Origin of the sequence: Gloeocapsa sp. PCC 7428, from assembly GCF_000317555.1 — a bacterium.
Taxonomy (GTDB): Bacteria; Cyanobacteriota; Cyanobacteriia; order Cyanobacteriales; family Chroococcidiopsidaceae; genus Chroogloeocystis.
Window position 1 is genome coordinate 4,552,270 of sequence record NC_019745.1, and the last position, 17,119, is coordinate 4,569,388.

The 17,119-nt window shown below is 42.5% G+C and carries 16 protein-coding genes; 9 read left to right on the forward strand and 7 right to left on the reverse strand.

Features of this window, described 5'->3' with window-relative positions:
• The first annotated feature begins 319 nt into the window (after positions 1-319).
• Complete coding sequence (locus tag GLO7428_RS20030) at positions 320-1,111, forward strand: metallophosphoesterase (RefSeq protein WP_196797404.1); 792 nt, start codon at positions 320-322, stop codon at positions 1,109-1,111.
• 394 nt (positions 1,112-1,505) lie between these two features.
• Here GLO7428_RS20030 and speB read toward each other — a convergent pair whose 3' ends face one another.
• From speB to GLO7428_RS20045, 3 genes are all read right to left on the reverse strand, one after another.
• The gene (speB, locus tag GLO7428_RS20035) at positions 1,506-2,486 is read right to left on the reverse strand and encodes an agmatinase (RefSeq protein ID WP_015190403.1); all 981 of its coding nucleotides are present in this window, start codon (positions 2,484-2,486) and stop codon (positions 1,506-1,508) included.
• Positions 2,487-2,559: 73 nt separating this feature from the next.
• Entirely contained in the window at positions 2,560-3,360 is an 801-nt protein-coding gene (locus GLO7428_RS20040) for a creatininase (RefSeq protein ID WP_015190404.1), read from the reverse strand.
• A 333-nt stretch (positions 3,361-3,693) separates the two neighbouring features.
• Positions 3,694-4,173 (reverse strand): Lrp/AsnC family transcriptional regulator, encoded by a 480-nt coding sequence (locus tag GLO7428_RS20045; RefSeq protein WP_015190405.1) that lies wholly within the window; start codon positions 4,171-4,173, stop codon positions 3,694-3,696.
• 281 nt (positions 4,174-4,454) lie between these two features.
• Here GLO7428_RS20045 and GLO7428_RS20050 point away from each other — a divergent pair, with 281 nt between their 5' ends.
• From GLO7428_RS20050 to GLO7428_RS20070, 5 genes are all read left to right on the forward strand, one after another.
• Positions 4,455-5,444, forward strand: a complete 990-nt coding sequence (locus GLO7428_RS20050) for an aromatic ring-hydroxylating dioxygenase subunit alpha (RefSeq protein ID WP_015190406.1) — start codon at positions 4,455-4,457, stop codon at positions 5,442-5,444.
• Between the two features lie 41 nt (positions 5,445-5,485).
• Complete coding sequence (locus GLO7428_RS20055; RefSeq protein WP_015190407.1) at positions 5,486-6,358, forward strand: transporter substrate-binding domain-containing protein; 873 nt, start codon at positions 5,486-5,488, stop codon at positions 6,356-6,358.
• 149 nt (positions 6,359-6,507) lie between these two features.
• Entirely contained in the window at positions 6,508-7,158 is a 651-nt protein-coding gene (locus GLO7428_RS20060) for an amino acid ABC transporter permease (RefSeq protein WP_015190408.1), read from the forward strand.
• Positions 7,155-7,814, forward strand: a complete 660-nt coding sequence (locus GLO7428_RS20065) for an amino acid ABC transporter permease (protein ID WP_015190409.1) — start codon at positions 7,155-7,157, stop codon at positions 7,812-7,814. Before GLO7428_RS20060 ends, GLO7428_RS20065 begins: the two co-directional genes overlap by 4 nt.
• Positions 7,804-8,592, forward strand: coding sequence for an amino acid ABC transporter ATP-binding protein (locus tag GLO7428_RS20070; RefSeq protein WP_015190410.1), 789 nt, complete (start codon positions 7,804-7,806; stop codon positions 8,590-8,592). The genes GLO7428_RS20065 and GLO7428_RS20070 overlap by 11 nt, the downstream gene beginning before the upstream one ends.
• Positions 8,593-8,618: 26 nt before the next feature.
• Here GLO7428_RS20070 and GLO7428_RS20075 read toward each other — a convergent pair whose 3' ends face one another.
• The 3 genes from GLO7428_RS20075 to GLO7428_RS20085 form a co-directional block, all read right to left on the reverse strand.
• On the reverse strand, positions 8,619-9,014 hold the full coding sequence (locus GLO7428_RS20075) for a nuclear transport factor 2 family protein (RefSeq protein ID WP_015190411.1): 396 nt from the start codon (positions 9,012-9,014) through the stop codon (positions 8,619-8,621).
• Positions 9,015-9,043: 29 nt separating this feature from the next.
• The gene (locus GLO7428_RS20080; RefSeq protein WP_015190412.1) at positions 9,044-9,385 is read right to left on the reverse strand and encodes a DOPA 4,5-dioxygenase family protein; all 342 of its coding nucleotides are present in this window, start codon (positions 9,383-9,385) and stop codon (positions 9,044-9,046) included.
• A 65-nt stretch (positions 9,386-9,450) separates the two neighbouring features.
• Positions 9,451-11,463 (reverse strand): protein-arginine deiminase family protein, encoded by a 2,013-nt coding sequence (locus GLO7428_RS20085; protein WP_015190413.1) that lies wholly within the window; start codon positions 11,461-11,463, stop codon positions 9,451-9,453.
• An 89-nt stretch (positions 11,464-11,552) separates the two neighbouring features.
• On the opposite strand from GLO7428_RS20085, the gene GLO7428_RS29530 reads away from it, so the two are divergent.
• Together GLO7428_RS29530 and GLO7428_RS20090 are read left to right on the forward strand one after the other, a co-directional pair.
• A complete protein-coding gene (locus GLO7428_RS29530; protein WP_015190414.1) occupies positions 11,553-11,684 on the forward strand; it encodes a hypothetical protein in 132 nt (43 codons plus the stop codon).
• A gap of 40 nt (positions 11,685-11,724) precedes the next feature.
• Positions 11,725-15,414 (forward strand): Yip1 family protein, encoded by a 3,690-nt coding sequence (locus GLO7428_RS20090; protein WP_015190415.1) that lies wholly within the window; start codon positions 11,725-11,727, stop codon positions 15,412-15,414.
• Between the two features lie 34 nt (positions 15,415-15,448).
• Here GLO7428_RS20090 and GLO7428_RS20095 read toward each other — a convergent pair whose 3' ends face one another.
• The gene (locus GLO7428_RS20095) at positions 15,449-16,021 is read right to left on the reverse strand and encodes a DUF3611 family protein (protein ID WP_015190416.1); all 573 of its coding nucleotides are present in this window, start codon (positions 16,019-16,021) and stop codon (positions 15,449-15,451) included.
• 525 nt (positions 16,022-16,546) lie between these two features.
• Between GLO7428_RS20095 and GLO7428_RS20100 the strand changes: the two genes are divergently transcribed.
• Positions 16,547-17,098, forward strand: a complete 552-nt coding sequence (locus GLO7428_RS20100) for an HdeD family acid-resistance protein (RefSeq protein ID WP_015190417.1) — start codon at positions 16,547-16,549, stop codon at positions 17,096-17,098.
• The last annotated feature ends 21 nt before the right edge of the window (positions 17,099-17,119 follow it).

Consider the following 17,119-nt stretch of genomic DNA (forward strand, 5'->3'; position numbering starts at 1 on the left):
CATTTGATTAGAGAAAATCGTAATAAGTTTGTAAATCCTAGAAATCAATTTATCCTTAGTGATGAGAAGAGGGCGATCGCACTTGCGTGTTACTACTTACAGCGAAGAAATATAATGTAATTCTCGATTGTGTTTGCAAAAACTTTATGGAAGTTAACTAATAAGAAATAATCTTTGGAGAAATATGTTTAGTATAGAGTGCTTTTATTAGTAAGAATTGTTAGTTGTTTCATATGGAGCGTATAGTTTGAGCAAACGTCAGCAGCGAAGAAAAAATAGATCAAACTCTATATTCATCCAAGTTTTCTTATCTTTATGCTTGTTAATTAGTTTAGTTTTCTACTCATGGTTGGTTGAGCCAAACTGGATTGATGTTAACCACTTGCAATTAACTATACCGCATCTAGCAGCCGAATTTGAGCAATATCGGATTGTGCAAATCAGTGATATCCACACAGATAAATGGACGAATGAAGAGCGTTTAAGCCGTATTTTCCGCTTAGTCAATTCTCAACAACCAGACCTAATAGCAATTACTGGAGACTTTGTTACAGCTAAGCAACAGATATTTCTCCCCAAGCTAGCGGCGACCATCGGTCAACTCGCACCTAAAGATCAAACTGTGGCAGTTTTGGGTAATCACGATCATTGGGTAGACTCGCAAGCAGTTAAGCAACTTCTTTCACAAGCTGGTATCATCAACCTCGATAATACTGTTTACACATTGCAGCGCGGCACTGCTAGATTGCATATTGCTGGGGTAGACGATATTTTAGTGGGTAAAGACCGCTTAGATCTAGTGCTGAAGCAGTTAAACGACGATGGTGCAGCAATTTTGTTGGCACACGAGCCTGATTTTGCGGCATCATCTGCTGCGACGAAGCGGTTTGATTTGCAGCTTTCAGGACATTCACACGCCGGTCAAATCCGTCTACCTTTACTCAAGCCATTTTTTCTACCGCCGTTGAGTCAGAAGTATTATACTGGACGTTACCAAGTAGGAGAAATGATCTTGTATACTAATCGGGGAATAGGCACAAGTTTACTGCCTTTGAGATTTAACGCCCGCCCAGAGATTACTGTGTTTACCTTACAAAAATTGGATAATTGATAGAACGAATGATGAAGTAGTTTCGTTAGAGCACAGAAGTAATAGTGAATCAGAAAATGCACGATTCGACACTTTACATGAGGGTAGAACAAGCCGAAAAGTGTGGCAAGGTTCATAGTGAAGCTAACAGCTTGAGAGGATTTAGCTCACAACGGGATTAGCTCATAATACTCATGTGAGTGTCATTCGTACTGCTACCCAGCAAGTTCAGGTGGTAGACATTTGTTTAATAGATAGCACCGATTGGTATTAAGCTACTAGGTTCAGAATGGTCAGAAGCAAAGCTGCTGAGCTATATAGAAGCTCATAATGATTTGCCTGACCGCTTATGCGGTCGTCGCAGGCGCTGCCGTTGCACGTAAGAATTGCCAAATAAACAGTTACGGGATATTCGTCAATACTTGTGAGTTGATGGATTCAGCTTTGGGCTAAGTGCTAGCAGGTTAATCAACTCGTAAGTTACCGTAGCTGCTGCCAGTGAAGTCAACTCTGCGCGATCGTAGGCAGGAGCCACTTCAACAACATCAGCAGAAATCACCGAAAGTCCCGCAAGTCCGCGTAGTACGCCTAACAGTTCGCGGCTTGTCATGCCAGCTATTTCAGGTGTGCCTGTACCTGGGGCATGAGCAGGATCGAGGACATCAATATCAATCGATAAATAGAGGGGACGATCGCCAACGCGATCGCGAATTCGCTCAACGACGCCTGAAATACCGATCGTTTCAAACTCATCGCAATGCACAATGCGAAAACCTAGTTCAGCATCTTTGCTTAAATCATTGCGGCTGTAAAGTGGACCGCGAATGCCAACATGCATCGATGCTGTATCTAAAAATAGCCCTGCTTCAGCTGCGCGGCGAAAAGGCGTACCATGTGTGTAAGGTGCACCAAAGTAAGTATCCCAAGTATCGAGATGCGCGTCAAAATGGACGAGTGCTACAGGTCCGTAGCGGTGATTGATTGCTTTGAGTAATGGATAGGCGATCGTATGATCTCCACCTAAGCTGACGATCGCACCAACTTGCTCTAACAGTGCAGTTGCAGCCGTCTCAATTTGTTGTATGGCATCATTAATGTTGTATGGATTGCAAGCAATATCTCCCGCATCTGCCACTTGTTGAACCATAAACGGCTCAACATCATAAACAGGATGATACTGCGTTCGCAGATTTCTGGACGCTTGGCGAATTGCGTGCGGCCCAAATCGAGCACCAGGACGAAAGCTAGTGCCTGCATCAAAAGGAATTCCGACGATCGCTACATCGCAATGCGGAACATCGCGAAGTTCGGGTAATCGCGCAAACGTCGAAGCACCAGCATAGCGAGGCAAGATAGTACCGCTGATCGGTTGAATCGGAGTAAAATCAGGTTGCATGAGAGAGGTCAGGTTTCAGAGTTAAAACAGAAAAATCCCCGTTGCAGGGGCAGTGCCATGCCTATCTTGCTCATCAGCGTGATGCAATTCCATTGACAGCAAATTGTTTAGCACCAAATTCATGTTTGATCGCAACTGCAATGCCAGTAGCGATGTGGTCTGCCATGCGTTTCCCTTTCTGGGCACTCGCAGATTTTGCAGATGAAAGAACGCCTGATGAATCAACCCAATCTGAACGTTGGGGAAAGACATCATAATTTGGAAATTCGTGAGGCGGCACATCAGGAATGCGATCGAGGCGCACTAAGTTTGCATGGTAATGTGCCATTAACGACGTTTCAATTACAGCCGCGTGTTCGAGTGCAAAACCTGGAAAACCGTCAGGAAATACCTGGTCTAATATATTACTCGTGAGGAAATCCCAATACTCTAGCCGCATGACACGTAAAGCGGAAGAACTGCCAACATCGCGTACTGCTAGCTCAATTCCTTCAGTGAGAAACCATTGATTTTCATAGTGTCCATTAACTAGGACAATTTGAGTTGCACCTTGGCGCGCGAGTTCGCGCACTACATCGCGAGTCAATTGGCTTAAGCTATTGCCATCTAAGCTAGTGGTTCCAGGGAAGCACTGTCCGCCACCGGATTTCGGTTGAGATTTGTAGCCGTAGCTGAATGTTGGTGCAACGATGCCATCAATCTGTTCAGCTACGCTCTGCGCAACAGATGTACTCAGCAATGCATCAGTTCCTAACGGCAAATGCGGACCATGCTGTTCTAACGCGCCGCAAGGGATAAGAATAATTGCGTTTTCCTCTTGAAGACGCTGTTGATATTCAATCCAACTCAATGAACCCATCATTAGTGGATGCATTTCACACGAAGTCCTTAAATCATGACTCAATCTTCAACGGCATTGAACAAGCGACTACACGTGCTCATCGAAGTAGTATCGAGTTATGTCTGCATTGCAGATTGATGCCGTCTCATTCAGAATAGGCGCACTCAATTCCTAAAATATGTAGTCCTTGATACTTAATTAAATTTATTTTGCTAAATACATAATTTTTTCGCGATTAAGCATCGATAAATAGTAACTGAATTTCTTGTTTTAACTAATTAAGTAAACTTGCGTATACATAATTGCGATATTCTTAAAATAGAAAAACTTTGAATATATATTCAGATTTCTTGACTTTTCAAAACTCTAGCTAAGCACATACTTGTACTCTGCCTTCAGTAATTTCATGACAACTTGCGACTCATAACGGATAATGCCTGGAATTTGGTGTAACTTGGCATAAAAAGCCAACATTTCGCTATGTGCGCCAAAACTGACATCAATCACGATGTTGTGATGTCCAGCAGTTACAGCGACGAACTGAACTTCTTCGATCTCAACGAGTGCTGTAGCGACGGCATCTATTTGACTGTTCTCGACAAAAAGCTGAACAATCACGATGTGCGGTGTACCGAGATGCTCTGGATTGGGAGAAGCATGAATTTTGACAATTTTAGATTGCAGAAGACGTTGCACTCGATAACGCGCCGTAGCTTCTGGGAGATTCAGTTTTTTAGCTACGTCGGTAAAAGACATTCGTCCATCAACTTTTAGTAACCCGATAATTTCGCGGTCAAGATTGTCTAGCATTATTGGTGCGCCGATGCCTATATGCGGTTGATTCATGGTGTTTCTCAAAAAAGCACAATTATTAGCCAATAAGTTACTATTTCAGCAAGATTGTAACTAGTAATTGCTATTGTATTACAAAGCACTTTTTAAAATTACTATTTTCTTTAACGTAGAACACAAGCTTTAAGCTGTTAACGTTTTCAAGTGAACAGTACACCGCATTCCGCGGTCAAACTCATAGCTACAACTCGAAGTCGCTTCGCTGCAACAAGTTTAGGAGCGTCACTTCGCTGAAAAACTACAGCTATCCAAATGAGACATCTAGGACATAATCAATGCTGAGTGATACTCCAATTGACGATCCCATTTTGCATAATGCGTGGCACGTCGTTGCGCTAGCAGATGATGTTAAAGTCAATCAACCCTTGCAAGTTCATCTCCTTGGGAATGCGATCGCACTTTGGCGAACTGACGAAAAAATCATTGCTTGTCAAGATCGCTGTCCGCATCGAGGTGTATCACTGTCAATGGGTTGGGTCGATGGCAACAAGGCGATCGTTTGTCCTTACCACGCAATGTCATTTGATGCGGATGGGCGCTGTACCCGCATTCCAGCAGATTTGAAAATTACCTGTTTTCCACAAACTGCCAATATTCGCACCTATCAGGTTAAAGAGAAATACGGCTTTGTTTGGGTAGCTTTAGGCGAACCTGAGCAAAATATCCCCACGTTTGCAGAGTGGGAACAAAGAAACGCGATCGCATTTCAGTGTGGACCTTACTTTATTAATGCTAGTGCGCCCCGTGTTGTCGAAAACTTTGTTGATATTGCGCACTTTCCCTTCACGCATCGCGGTTTACTCGGCGATCCTGAGTTTCCAGAAGTTCCAAATTACACGTTAGCTGTTGATGCAGACGGAATCAGCGCTAGCGACATTCACTTTCATCAGCCTAATCCCGAAGGAACTGGAGAAGCTAAATCGGTTTCTTACGTTTATAAAATTGTGCGCCCCTTAATAGCTTGTTTTCGCAAAGGCGATGATATAAGGTATTTCTCCATTTTCTTGACTGTGACACCAGTTGCAGAAACGCGAAGCATTGCGTGGTTGGGTGTTGTGAGAAACTACGCACCAGAAACATCAAACGACGAATTGCGCCGCTTTCAAGATGAAGTCATGGCGCAGGATATACCGATGGTAGAGTCACAGCGTCCGCAGAAACTGCCACTCAATTTACAACAAGAATTTCATTTTCCCTGTGACAAAATGTCGATTGCTTACCGCAAGTGGTTGAAGCAAATCAATCTTCAATTTGGCACTTGCTAGCCAACACTTTATAAACTTTTACGCTTGGCTGAGAATTTGCGATGAATTATAGAATTCGACGATCGAACTACTGGCTGCGACTTGGTATTTTAGTTGCGATCGCACTTTTCACTTGCACGATCGCGGTTGCTTGTTCGCCTTCATCAAGTCAAGTTTCTGGAGAATCGCAAGAAATCACTGTTGCGACCGAAGATGATTATCCTCCATACGATTTTCTGCAAAATGGCAAACACGTCGGTTACAACCAAGAACTTTTAGAGTTAGTCACAAGAGATGCACCTTTTACAGTCAAACAAGAAGTCTTACCATTTCAAGGAATTTTAACTGGAATTGCTGCTAATAGATACGATGCGACAAATGCGGCGATCGCCATATTAGAAGAACGTCTAACGGCTGTTGATTTTACAATGCCTATCACCGATATTACAAATTACCTGATCAAACGACGTGGAGACTCGATCAACTCAGTCGCTGACTTAGCAGGTAAAACAGTCGGTGTACAACAAGGTAGCATTACTGCCAAGATTATCGCCGAAGTGGTAAATCCTCAACTCAAAGCACAAGGAAAAGCGTCAGCAAGAACAACTGAATATGGAGCATTTGCTGAAGCTTATCAAGACTTAGAAAATAAACGAGTCGATGCTGTCCTCAATAATTTGGTTGCAATCACTCAAGTGATTAAAGCCAAACCAAACGTTTTTGAGGTAGTACAAGAACCCATAGGCGATAAAGTTTATGCAGCATGGGCAGTTAAAAAAGGCAGAGAAGATATCCTGAAAGTTTTCAATGACGGACTAGCTAAAGCAAAAGCAGATGGCACGCTAAAACAATTACAACAGAAATGGCTCGGTGTTTCTTTTGATTTACCCAATGAACCTAGACTTCCTGGAGATCAACCGATCCCTACTTCGTAATTTTGTCTTGAAGCTAAACCCTTCTTTACTCTTTTCCCTGCGTTCTCTGTGCTACGGACACTTAAGGGGCTGTCGGCACGCGATAGCGCAGTGTCCTCCTCTGTGGTGCGTTGAAAAACATAAAATTCAGCAAAATAATTCTAAAGAAGGTGAAGAAATTGGGAGATTTAGAGTACTTATTCTATGGGTTGTTGATTACTTGCGTCACTTCTTTACTGGGCGTTATTATTGGAATTCCTCTAGGCTTGGCTGTCGCTTTAGGCAGAGTCAAAAAAATTCCCCTTATTAGTCAAGTATTCACATTATATGTTAGTTTTATTCGTAGTTTGCCGCTTGTTCTTCTGGTTCTTTGGCTTTATTTTGGCGTACCATTTTTAGGTATCAATTTAGATGCTTTTGTGGCAGGTAGCATTGCCCTAGCGATCAATCATTCAGCCTTTATCAGTGAGATTTGGCGCTCTGCAATTCTTAATTTTCCAGTCGAACAAATTGAAGCGGCAAAAGCTTTTGGATTGACTCAAAATCAAACATTTATCCGCATCATTTTACCACAAGTGTGGCGTATGAGTTTGCCCGCGATCGCTAATGAAATTACATTCATTATCAAAGCGAGTCCTGCGGTAGGCGTAATTGGAATTAATGATTTGACTCGCCGTGCAAGTCAGCTTGCTGCCAGTAATTTTCAACCTCTAACAATGACAGCGATCGCAATGCTGTTTTACATCCTTTTATTATTTGGCTTTACTCGTTTAACTCGCACAATTGATTATCGAATGCATCAGAGGTATGAGTTAATATGAGCATTCAATTTGATGTCATTTTTGAGAATTTCCCTAAGTTTCTTGAAGGATTATGGAATACAATTTGGCTTTGCACCGCTGGTATGGCTTTGTCATTATTGCTTGGTATTTTGCTATTAATTCCGCTGATTTCGCCTTCCCGAATTGCCCGTAGTTCAGTGCAAAGCTTTGTTGATGCGGCAAGAGCAGTTCCTTTCTTAATGCTGGCATATGTTATTTACTATGGGCTACCTTCATTAGGATTAACTTTAGATAGTTGGACGACTGCTGTTGTCACAATTGTTGTCTATAATACGGCTTACATTGCCGAAATTTTACGCTCAGCTTGGGCAAATTTACCATTTGGACAAATTGAAGCAGGACGTGCCTATGGCTTTACAGGTTGGCAACTACTAAGACGAATTATTTTGCCACAAGTTATGTTGTCATCTGTACCTGTATTAGGTAATCAATTCATTCAAATTATTAAAGATTCTGCGTTTCTCTCAATCATCACAATTCAAGAATTAACATTTGTCGCACGTTCCATTCAATCTACTTATTATGTACCGTTTGAGTCATTTTTTGTTGCGGCATTACTGTATTGGCTTTTATGTCTAACTGTTGAATTAGGTGTTAGTAGAGTTGAAACCCTCAGGAGCATTTATGCTAGATAACCGAGTAGAAATACAGACAATACCTGCGGTGGAATTGCTGCATTTGCGTAAAAGTTTTGGTCAGCTTGAGGTATTACACGATATTAATTTAAGGATTCTACCACGAGAAACCATTTGTTTGTTGGGTCCTAGCGGATCGGGAAAATCGACTTTGCTGCGTTGCATTAACTGGTTAGAAACTCCTAACTCTGGAGAGATTTTTATTCATGGTACGCAGATGGGGCGCAAAATGAGTCGAGGTAAAGATTCTTTGATGACCGAAACAGAACTCGCGAGAATGCGATCGCGTGTCAGCATGGTTTTTCAACATTTTAACCTTTGGCCGCACATGACTGTATTGGAAAATATTACTGAAGCCCCGATTCACGTTCAAAAGCGTCCTAAAGCTGAAGCGATCGCACAAGCTGAACAATTGCTCATCAAAGTTGGGCTACTCGACAAAAAGCATACTTATCCAGCGCGCCTATCAGGTGGACAAAAGCAGCGAGTAGCGATTGCGCGGGCGCTAGCCATGAAATCTGAAGTCATTTTATTCGATGAACCCACAAGTGCGCTCGATCCTGAGTTGGTTGGTGAAGTTCTTTCTGTCATGAAAACTCTTGCGCAAGAAGGAATGACAATGATCATCGCTACGCATGAAATGCAGTTTGCGAAAGAAGTTGCGGATCGCATCGTGTTTATGGATGCAGGAAGAATTGTCGAAACAGCCGAGCCACACAGTTTCTTTAACCAGCCTAAAACTGCTCGAACTAAACAATTTTTAGAGCGATTTTCCTAGCATTTTGTTTACACGGGGACAGATGACTAACGCATAATTGGACTGCCATGATGCTGAATTAAATACCATTCTTGTGCCATCTTTTGAAAGATATTCGTTGCAAGCGATGATGCTTTTACTTTTCTACCTCGATTCGACTGCAAGACAATTTCTCGGACGACGACATAAGCGATCGCTTGGTCAACTTCTACTTTAATAATTTCCGTTTCAATTTCTAAAAAATCAGTATGGCGAAAGATAGATTCCCAAGAGGATCGAATATTCTCCCATCCAATTAGGACATTTCCACCTGGATGAACGCACAAACTAGTTGCCCCCTGCCACCACAAACGGTTCATGCTGGCGATTTCTCGATTAGAAAAAGCACGATAAAAGGCTTCGTTAACCGCTAAAATTGCTTCTTTATCAGATGAATCAGTCATAAAATAATTTGATAAAAAGTTATCACAAATTAAAGCACATCAAGTTTTAAATTTTGTGGTTCTCCCATCCACGACGCATAATCAGTATGGTCTTTTAAATCGTTTCCAGTTAAAGGGTGAATGAGAATTGTTAACCCATTTCGATTGAGCGCTAACCATGATAGTAAATCTGTATACTGACTACGATTAAAAGCAAGCTGACAACTCCAACTCGGATGTGGTCCAACTTGCTTATGGTGCATCCGACCAACAGTTACTTGAAATAGTTCACCTGCTGCTTCACACAAAGCTTGGGCTTGTCCAACAGTTGATTCGTCGAAGTACACGTGGGCGTGATAACCCTTAATTAAACTGAGGTCTTGAAATTCCATCGTCCATTGTAAGATTACTGTATTTAGAAATGAGTTAAGCGATAGCCAGCTAAGGCAATGTATCTTTAACCCTGTAGTGAGGAATGGTTGAAAAATTTTGGTTCAATCTCCCACCATTTTTGACCAAAAGGTTGTCGGCTAGTATTAGTACCGCAATGAATTTCTCCTCCTCCTCGAAAATAAGGGTCCCAATCATCAATAAAGTGACAAACTAAACCCAAAGGTTCTAAAACTGCTCGAACATCAGCTTCAAATTGACATTGAGTATTGATCTGAGGTCCAAATGGTCTAGGAATAGCAAGATGCTGATTGAGAACAATCATATTAACCATGTTAGGGAAAAAAGTTTCCGCTCGTCCATCTCCATCATCTTGAAACAAAGCTGGTATGTCGATAATATCTTCTTCACCTAAACCTAATTCGTGTTTTAAAGCCTCGCGATTCCAATTAATATATTCTTGAAAGCGTTCGTTTTCACGAGTCAATTCTTCGTTATCAAGAACATCTGTCACACTAATATCAGCAGGTTTTTTATAAAGCTGTTTGCCTTGTCGCAATAATACCTGAGAATGTCCTTCGTTTTCTAAGCGTTGGAGAATGCTATAACACTTGTCTGGACTTGCGAGAAGGAGCTTAAAACCCTTAGAATTAGGAGCAGGAACAAACGTCATAAATTCATCGATATGCCCCACACTCAGCCAATCAGAGAAGATTTCAAACGGGGCTTGAATTTTTTGTGCAAAAAAGAAGTCTCGTAAAACTTTTAACTTGCGGCGCGGGTCTTTGATGATGTCTTGGCGCGTTCCGCCAAATATCAAACGCCCAAAAGGATAATCAATTCCTTTGACGGTGACTGGTGGAGAAACTTCTAAATTTCCAAAAGAATCTAATTTTGTGGCTGAATAGCGGCTTTTACGAATCACATACCCAAAATCACTTCCTAGCAATTTGCGTTTGGCAAAGCGATCGAGTCCGCGATCGCGTGGCGAATCAAGTACTACGTGAATGCATTTTCCTGGTGCTTGAGTATAGCCTATTTCAATTTCATCGCGCATCCAAGGATCGTCTTTATGAAATTCAAAAGGAACAGGATCTAATTGCGCATTGGCTTTGCCTACAACTTTTCTCAGTTCCTCTATAAATTCTTCGTTTTTTTCCTTCGATAAACGAGATACAAACACAGTAATTGGTGATAAAGTATTAGGAGTCATTATCCAAGGAGCAACGCGAAAAACTACGCGATCGCTGTAGATTGTTTCTCCATCTTTTGTAAGATTTAAATTAATATTGACCAAACCATCAAAATCTACATCAGGATAACTTAATCCCTTCACACCTAGGAGAATATCATGGTCGGTTTCTCTAATTTTTGCCTTTGCTCTCTTGGCTCCAATTAACTCACAATAACCTTGATCTAGTTCATCATAAATGCAAATGCGCCTAGCAATATTTTGATCTACCGATAAATTAACTTTGCACCCATCAGGAAGCGTTTTCACCCCCACTCTGCGAACAATGATAAAGCTCAATTCTTTTAAATTTGGTAGTCTTTGAATATGTTTTTTCTCATCATATTGACTGCAAGAATGAACAAGGTCGCGATCGGTATTAACAACTAAAATCGCACCGTGACCATTAACTCCCCATTTCCAATCTCCTTTATTAGGATTATTTTCTTCAACAATTCCATCGCGATCCGCATCTACATCTAGACAAATCCGCAGACAAGTTAGCTTCAGTTGAATTTTACTCAGTTGATGACCATTCTGATCGTGGAAAACTATTTGTAGCGAACGATCATTGAGGCGATCGCTAAAGGTTCTTGCTAGCAGGATAATCTTTGGAAGCTGCTTGATCGAAACTGAGGTTTGTGTATCAACGAGTTGATTTATATTCGAGTAAATTTCAATTTCTCCCTGCACTTTGAAGCTAATACTTGCATCCTCAGAAGGCGCAATATGTTCTAAGGAGATTTGCGCTGGTTGACCAACAACTAAAATATCTTCATATTCTCTACTTTCTTTTTGAGAACGTGAATAAACTTTAGCAGATGTTTCAATCTGTAATATTTCTCTCATAACTGACTTGTTTATATCGCTTTTAATAGAGATTCTCAGCACTGAATTTCTAATCTCACTGTACCAAGGTCTTTGAGCTTGGTATCAAAATGGCGTTTAATCGAATTGAATTGAGAGGCATTGACCGCGTGACTGAATTCGTCGATGCGCTACAAATTAACGCTAACTTGGTTTTGCTTAATCTTGTCAATTTATACAAGAGGTTTATCATTAATCCTTAGTGACTCACGCATTGCCAACAGCTTTTTCACTGCATCTGCTATGAATGAAACTGCCCTCAATCGATTTTGGGAATTATTGGGATGGGTGCTAGCGCTCAAATTTGAAGCCTTTGAACAAATTAACATCCTGCCGTATGGCTCGACAGTTGCGTTCGTCGTTGTTCTAGCTGCTAGCTTATCTCAAGTCGTTGCTCAGAGCGTTGTTCTATTCGTCAATCGGGTTACACCCATTCGCTTTGTATTTACGCTGCTGATTGGAGCAGTTTTATTTGCATTTGGCTACTTCTTCCTAGTTTTGAGTACTTGGTTAATTAGCTTTGCTCCATTTACCGTTGAAGCTCGTTTTGAGGTGGTAGCACGCACTTTAGGATTTAGTTACGCACCGCTCATCTTTAGTGTTTTTGGAGCGATGCCTTACTTAGGAGAACCGATTCTATCAGTGTTATCGCTGTGGCAGTTGTTGGCAATGGTTGTTGGCTTTGCCGCCGCTAGCAATACGACTGTATGGCAGGCATTTGGAACTGTCGCGTTGGGATGGTTTACGCTGTGGGTGATGCAACGCACGATTGGTCAGCCGATCGCCCAGTTTGGTTATTGGATTGCTTGCCAAGTAGCGGGTGTAGAACTCGTCACTAAGCGCGAACGGCTTCCAGCGATTTTACAAAAGCGATTGCGTGCTTTTGCGACGAATTTAACGGTAATGAACAGATTCGACGCAACAGCTGTCACATCTTTTCAGATAGAAGCACAAACCACTTCTGTAAAGAAGCGATCGCAATACTCCACATCAAATTTTCCAAGTAATGCAGCCGTTTCAGCCCAGGCTGATGCCATCGATCGCGATCGCCGTTTTCAGTTGAGTAAAATTGTCCGACAACTCCCCAGTCTCGTCGGACTCACTGGCGTTACTTTTGCAGCGATCGTTCTTCTCTCACCGATTCGTTACTGGTGGTTCGCCTGGTATGGTAATTTGGGCGGGATCTTTAAACTAGCCTTCGATTTAGTATGGATTGGCATAATTGCCTTTGTCGCCGCTGCGATTTTAGCTCCCTTAGAGGCGCTTGGCTGGTGGGCGGGTTGGTATGGCGATCGCGTCAACACTACGTCTGCGACAACCGAAAAACCGCAATCTATCCCACAACACATCTCGCGTTATGTCGTTTATCTCGATGGTATCGGTCAATCTACATTTGACTATTTACCAGATATTCAAGCGTTTCTCGACTCTTTAGCACCAGTTTTACCAAAAGACGTGCTGCTCATTAAAGGCATTATGCCCTACTCAGTCCGCAATAACCCACTGACAGGCAACCGTCCTCTAGCATTCTTTTGGCGCTTGGCTGACTCATTTAGACTCAAAAATCCTGCAAGTTTGTTTGGTTATTTAGTCAATCTCCGCAATGTCTTGGTTGTCGCGGTGTCTGCTGACAAACGCTATGGACCAATCTACAATCTGGGAATTGCCAAGGTTATTTATCAAGCGCTCATCCGACATGGCTACCAATCTGATAGCGATGTTCCAATTACGCTGATTGGTTTTAGCGGCGGTGGCCAAATGGCAGCAGGAGCCGCCCCATTTTTACGACAGGTATTAACTGCCCCGATTGAGGTAATCTCGCTTGGAGGAGTTATTAGTGGCAATATTAACATCTTAAAACTAGAGCATCTCTATCATTTGGTAGGTGACAAAGATTTCGTTGAGCGTATGGGTCTGATGTTTCCCAAACGTTGGGCGATCTTCTTCTTGTCTTACTGGAATCGTGCCAAACGCCTGGGGAAAGTGAATCGAATTTCGCTTGGTCCGGTCGGTCATCAACTCCCAGGAGGATTAATGGACCCCGAACAGTTTCTCCCCGACGGTCGCAGTTACTTGCAACAAACGATCGATTGGGTCGTAGAAATTTTACTAGGCACTGCTGCGATAGAAGATCGAGCAACTCCTCGCCAAGCCAGTAATTATGAACGGTATCGGCAAGCCGCTTTCAATCAACCTCAGTTTTATCCACTCGATCAGTCGGTGTCACAAGAATACTACCACCCAATTGCACCCTGGATGGGAAGATTGATTTTGCCTGCTAAAGAGCAACGGCAAACGATTAAAGGCGTCTTGTTTGAAGTGCATCATGCACCCGCCGATTTTCAGCAGCTTGTTGGACAAGTTACAATCTTGCGCTGGAGCGACACGCCACAAGTGCGATCGTATGTCAAAGCAGTAACGAAAGACGTGCATTTCAGCGCTCAAGCCGAGTACAGCAGTCAACAAGGCAACATTCACCCAACGCGAATTAATCACTGGCGACTTGTCGATCCCTTAGAATCGCTAGCCGGTTCGCATCCCGTTGATGATGTTGTCGTGATGTTGCAAGAACCCATTGCCGTGCAACTCCTCCCTGATATACGTCAATCTGCGCATGAGGCAAGTATCTCTGCATACGCGTTGTCTATTTCTCGCGACCCCGTTCAAATTACAGGACGCTACTACGGCTTGGTAAAATTTATACAACTTGTAGAAGCCGACAGTGATTTGTTTCGCGTAGTTCACTTTAATCGGACTTCAAAGCAATTTGATGGAGCAGAAGAAATTGTCAAAATGCCTTCTGTAGTAGCCAATCGCAATGATACTTACCCATCTACTAACAAAGACATTGAAAAATCTCCCCTGAATGAAACTGGATGGTACATCTATGGTGCGCCGGATGCGTCAGGGGTGTTTGTCGTACAAGCATTAGCCCCTCGCGTTCTGTTTCAGGTCGAACCAAAGCGGAGAATTGAAGGCAAAGCAGTCAAAAAATATCTCAAAAAAGAGGTTTGGGGCAATTTGACGGCGCAAAAAGGTAAAATTAGCACTGCATTACTCGGTAGCAATACTAACAATGCAGCTTGGCACGAAGGTAAGCGGGCGCTACTCATTCACGTTTATGGCGGAATTGGTGGTCAGAAAACAGAACCTAAGGCGAAAGGTCCAGTTTACTTTGGTCATTTTGCTTATGGAATTGCCGAAGTAGTGCGCGAACCGCTAACTGATGAATTGCGATTTGAAATTGTCTATCATCAAATTTATACGCATAATACTGATGGATTAATTGCAGGTAGCTTGCATTGGTCGCGTTACATGGGCGATCGCTCTTTTGGTTGGATGGGATTGCGTCCTGTTTGCGATACCCTTGTCGAACTCGATGGATTTACTGGTGATTATGAAACTACTGATGGTCAGAAGCGATCGCCTTTGGATCAAGTCGTTTATCAGCTAGAAATTATGGCGGCTCGCTATCGTATTGGTGATGGGACAGGCGGCACTTTTGTGGGACCAGCTAATAACTGCACCCAAGACGCCAATCAAGCTTTATATGCTGCACTGAGGCAAATAGCTCAAGCGATTCGTTCTCACCCAAACGTTGAGGAGTGGAAAAAACAAAATCCCGAACAGTTGCACAGACTAGAGCAGCTAGAACAGTTGGGTCTTGATTTGAAACGTTTGCTCTTACCCTGGGGGACAGCACGCGCCGACTGGAAAAATCAGGCGGAGGTACTAGGTAGCACACTAGAAGATAACCCAGTGCAAAACTTAATCCGTAGTTTAATTAGTTGGCGCACCATCTTACCTCGTTTGACCAGCGATGAGGTGACTCAAGCTTTTCTCAGACAGGGTGGTTCAGCGTGGGTGTTACGAACTAATCAAATTGGTGGAGTAGATCCGGATATCGAGCCTGTAGCTCCGATAACACTGTAGTTAAATTTGTAACGCAACACATAGGCGATCTTGACTAATCATCCAACCAGCTAAATAATCCTAGTGCAATGACACTGCCAACAAAGTGAGCACCAATCAAATTAACGTTTGCCAATACGACAAAAATATCCAACGGACGAATAGAATTTATTGAGGTATAAGCTGCTACTCCTTGAGGTAGTGCTAGAGCTTTCGCCGCTACGGTAGCGATCGTCACTTCAGATGCTAAAAAAGCTAACAATAGACCAATCAAACTGACAATTAATCCAGTGTTTAATAATTGAAGTACTTCCTCCTTTTTTGGATGTAATTCTCGATTAGGTGACTGTAAAGTTCTGTCTAAACGCCGATAACGAAAAGACAAATAGAGCCTAAAGCACAACACTAAAATGCCAGTAATCCCTAAAAAGACGCCAAACGCCATGACTGGATTTGTTGTTGCTTGGACAGTAGTATTACGGCTAAATATAGCCAACAATAAAGCCAAGCTAGAAACAGTACCTAGCCCTAACTGCACCCAGAAGCTAACGCGCCTAACTACGCGGAAAGTAGCTGCAAATCGTTGTTTAGTCGGTGCAGGTAAGTAGAAATTCAAGTTATTTGACATGGCGTTCTTCTTAAACTTAATAAACTATCTTTTGATTAGATTTTATAAATATATGTTTTATTAACGGCTACTACAGTGCATCCTGTTTAGGTATCAAACATTAACCCAAGCCAAACTAATCCTTAGAAGGATGTAGCGAATAAATGTGTTCTACTATGTGTAGTAGTCAATTTAGGCGAGTCAACCATAAATAACATGGTTCTTCACAGACTGAGCGCGCTGATCGCCATTGGGCTTAAGATCAGTTCGGTCACAGTGTCAGCCTAGCCTAGTTCAGACAAGTTCGATCAGGGTGGTTCAGGCGTGAGGTCACTAGAAGAACGTCGTAGGGGCAAGAAGTTCCCGAACTCGATGATACCAACATGGTAAGTTAAAGGTAGAGTGTCTAATTGCAATCGGTAAGGGGGAATGCATTAACACCCACGCTACGCTCGAAAATCCAAAGATGTTTTCACCCAAACGCTAGCAAAGATGAGCAAAAATCTACTAGCTAAAGGGGCTTAAATTAAACAGAAGGAGATTTGAATGAGAACTACAGATCCTGAAGTGAGTGATAAAGAACGCACTGGTGGCTCAGGACTCGGTATCGTAGTTGGGATCTTATTAGTCATTATCGGGCTAGCCGCTATTGCTCGACCTGTTTATGCAACCATTGCTTCGACAATCGCATTTGGCTGGATTTTTATTTTCGCTGGAATTGCTCAGTTTATCTATGCTTTTGGATCGCGAGGAGCAGGTCAGTTTGTCTGGAAATTACTGCTGAGTATCTTCTATTTTGTGGCTGGGCTTGTTGTTTTAACTAATATCCTTTCAGGAGCGATCGCCCTAACACTCATACTCGGAATTACGATCTTTGTTCAAGGTGCGTTGCAAGTTTTTATTGCCTTTGATTTGCGTCCTGCTCGCAACTGGGGTTGGGTTTTATTCAGTGGAATTTTAGGAATTATACTAGGTATCCTTATTTGGTCTGAATGGCCGTTCAACGCAGATTGGATACTCGGACTTTTTGTTGGAATTACTCTTTTATTTAATGGTATCTGGATGATTATCTTATCTTCATTGCAGCGCGCTACTTAGTCTTGATATAGAATTCCGTTG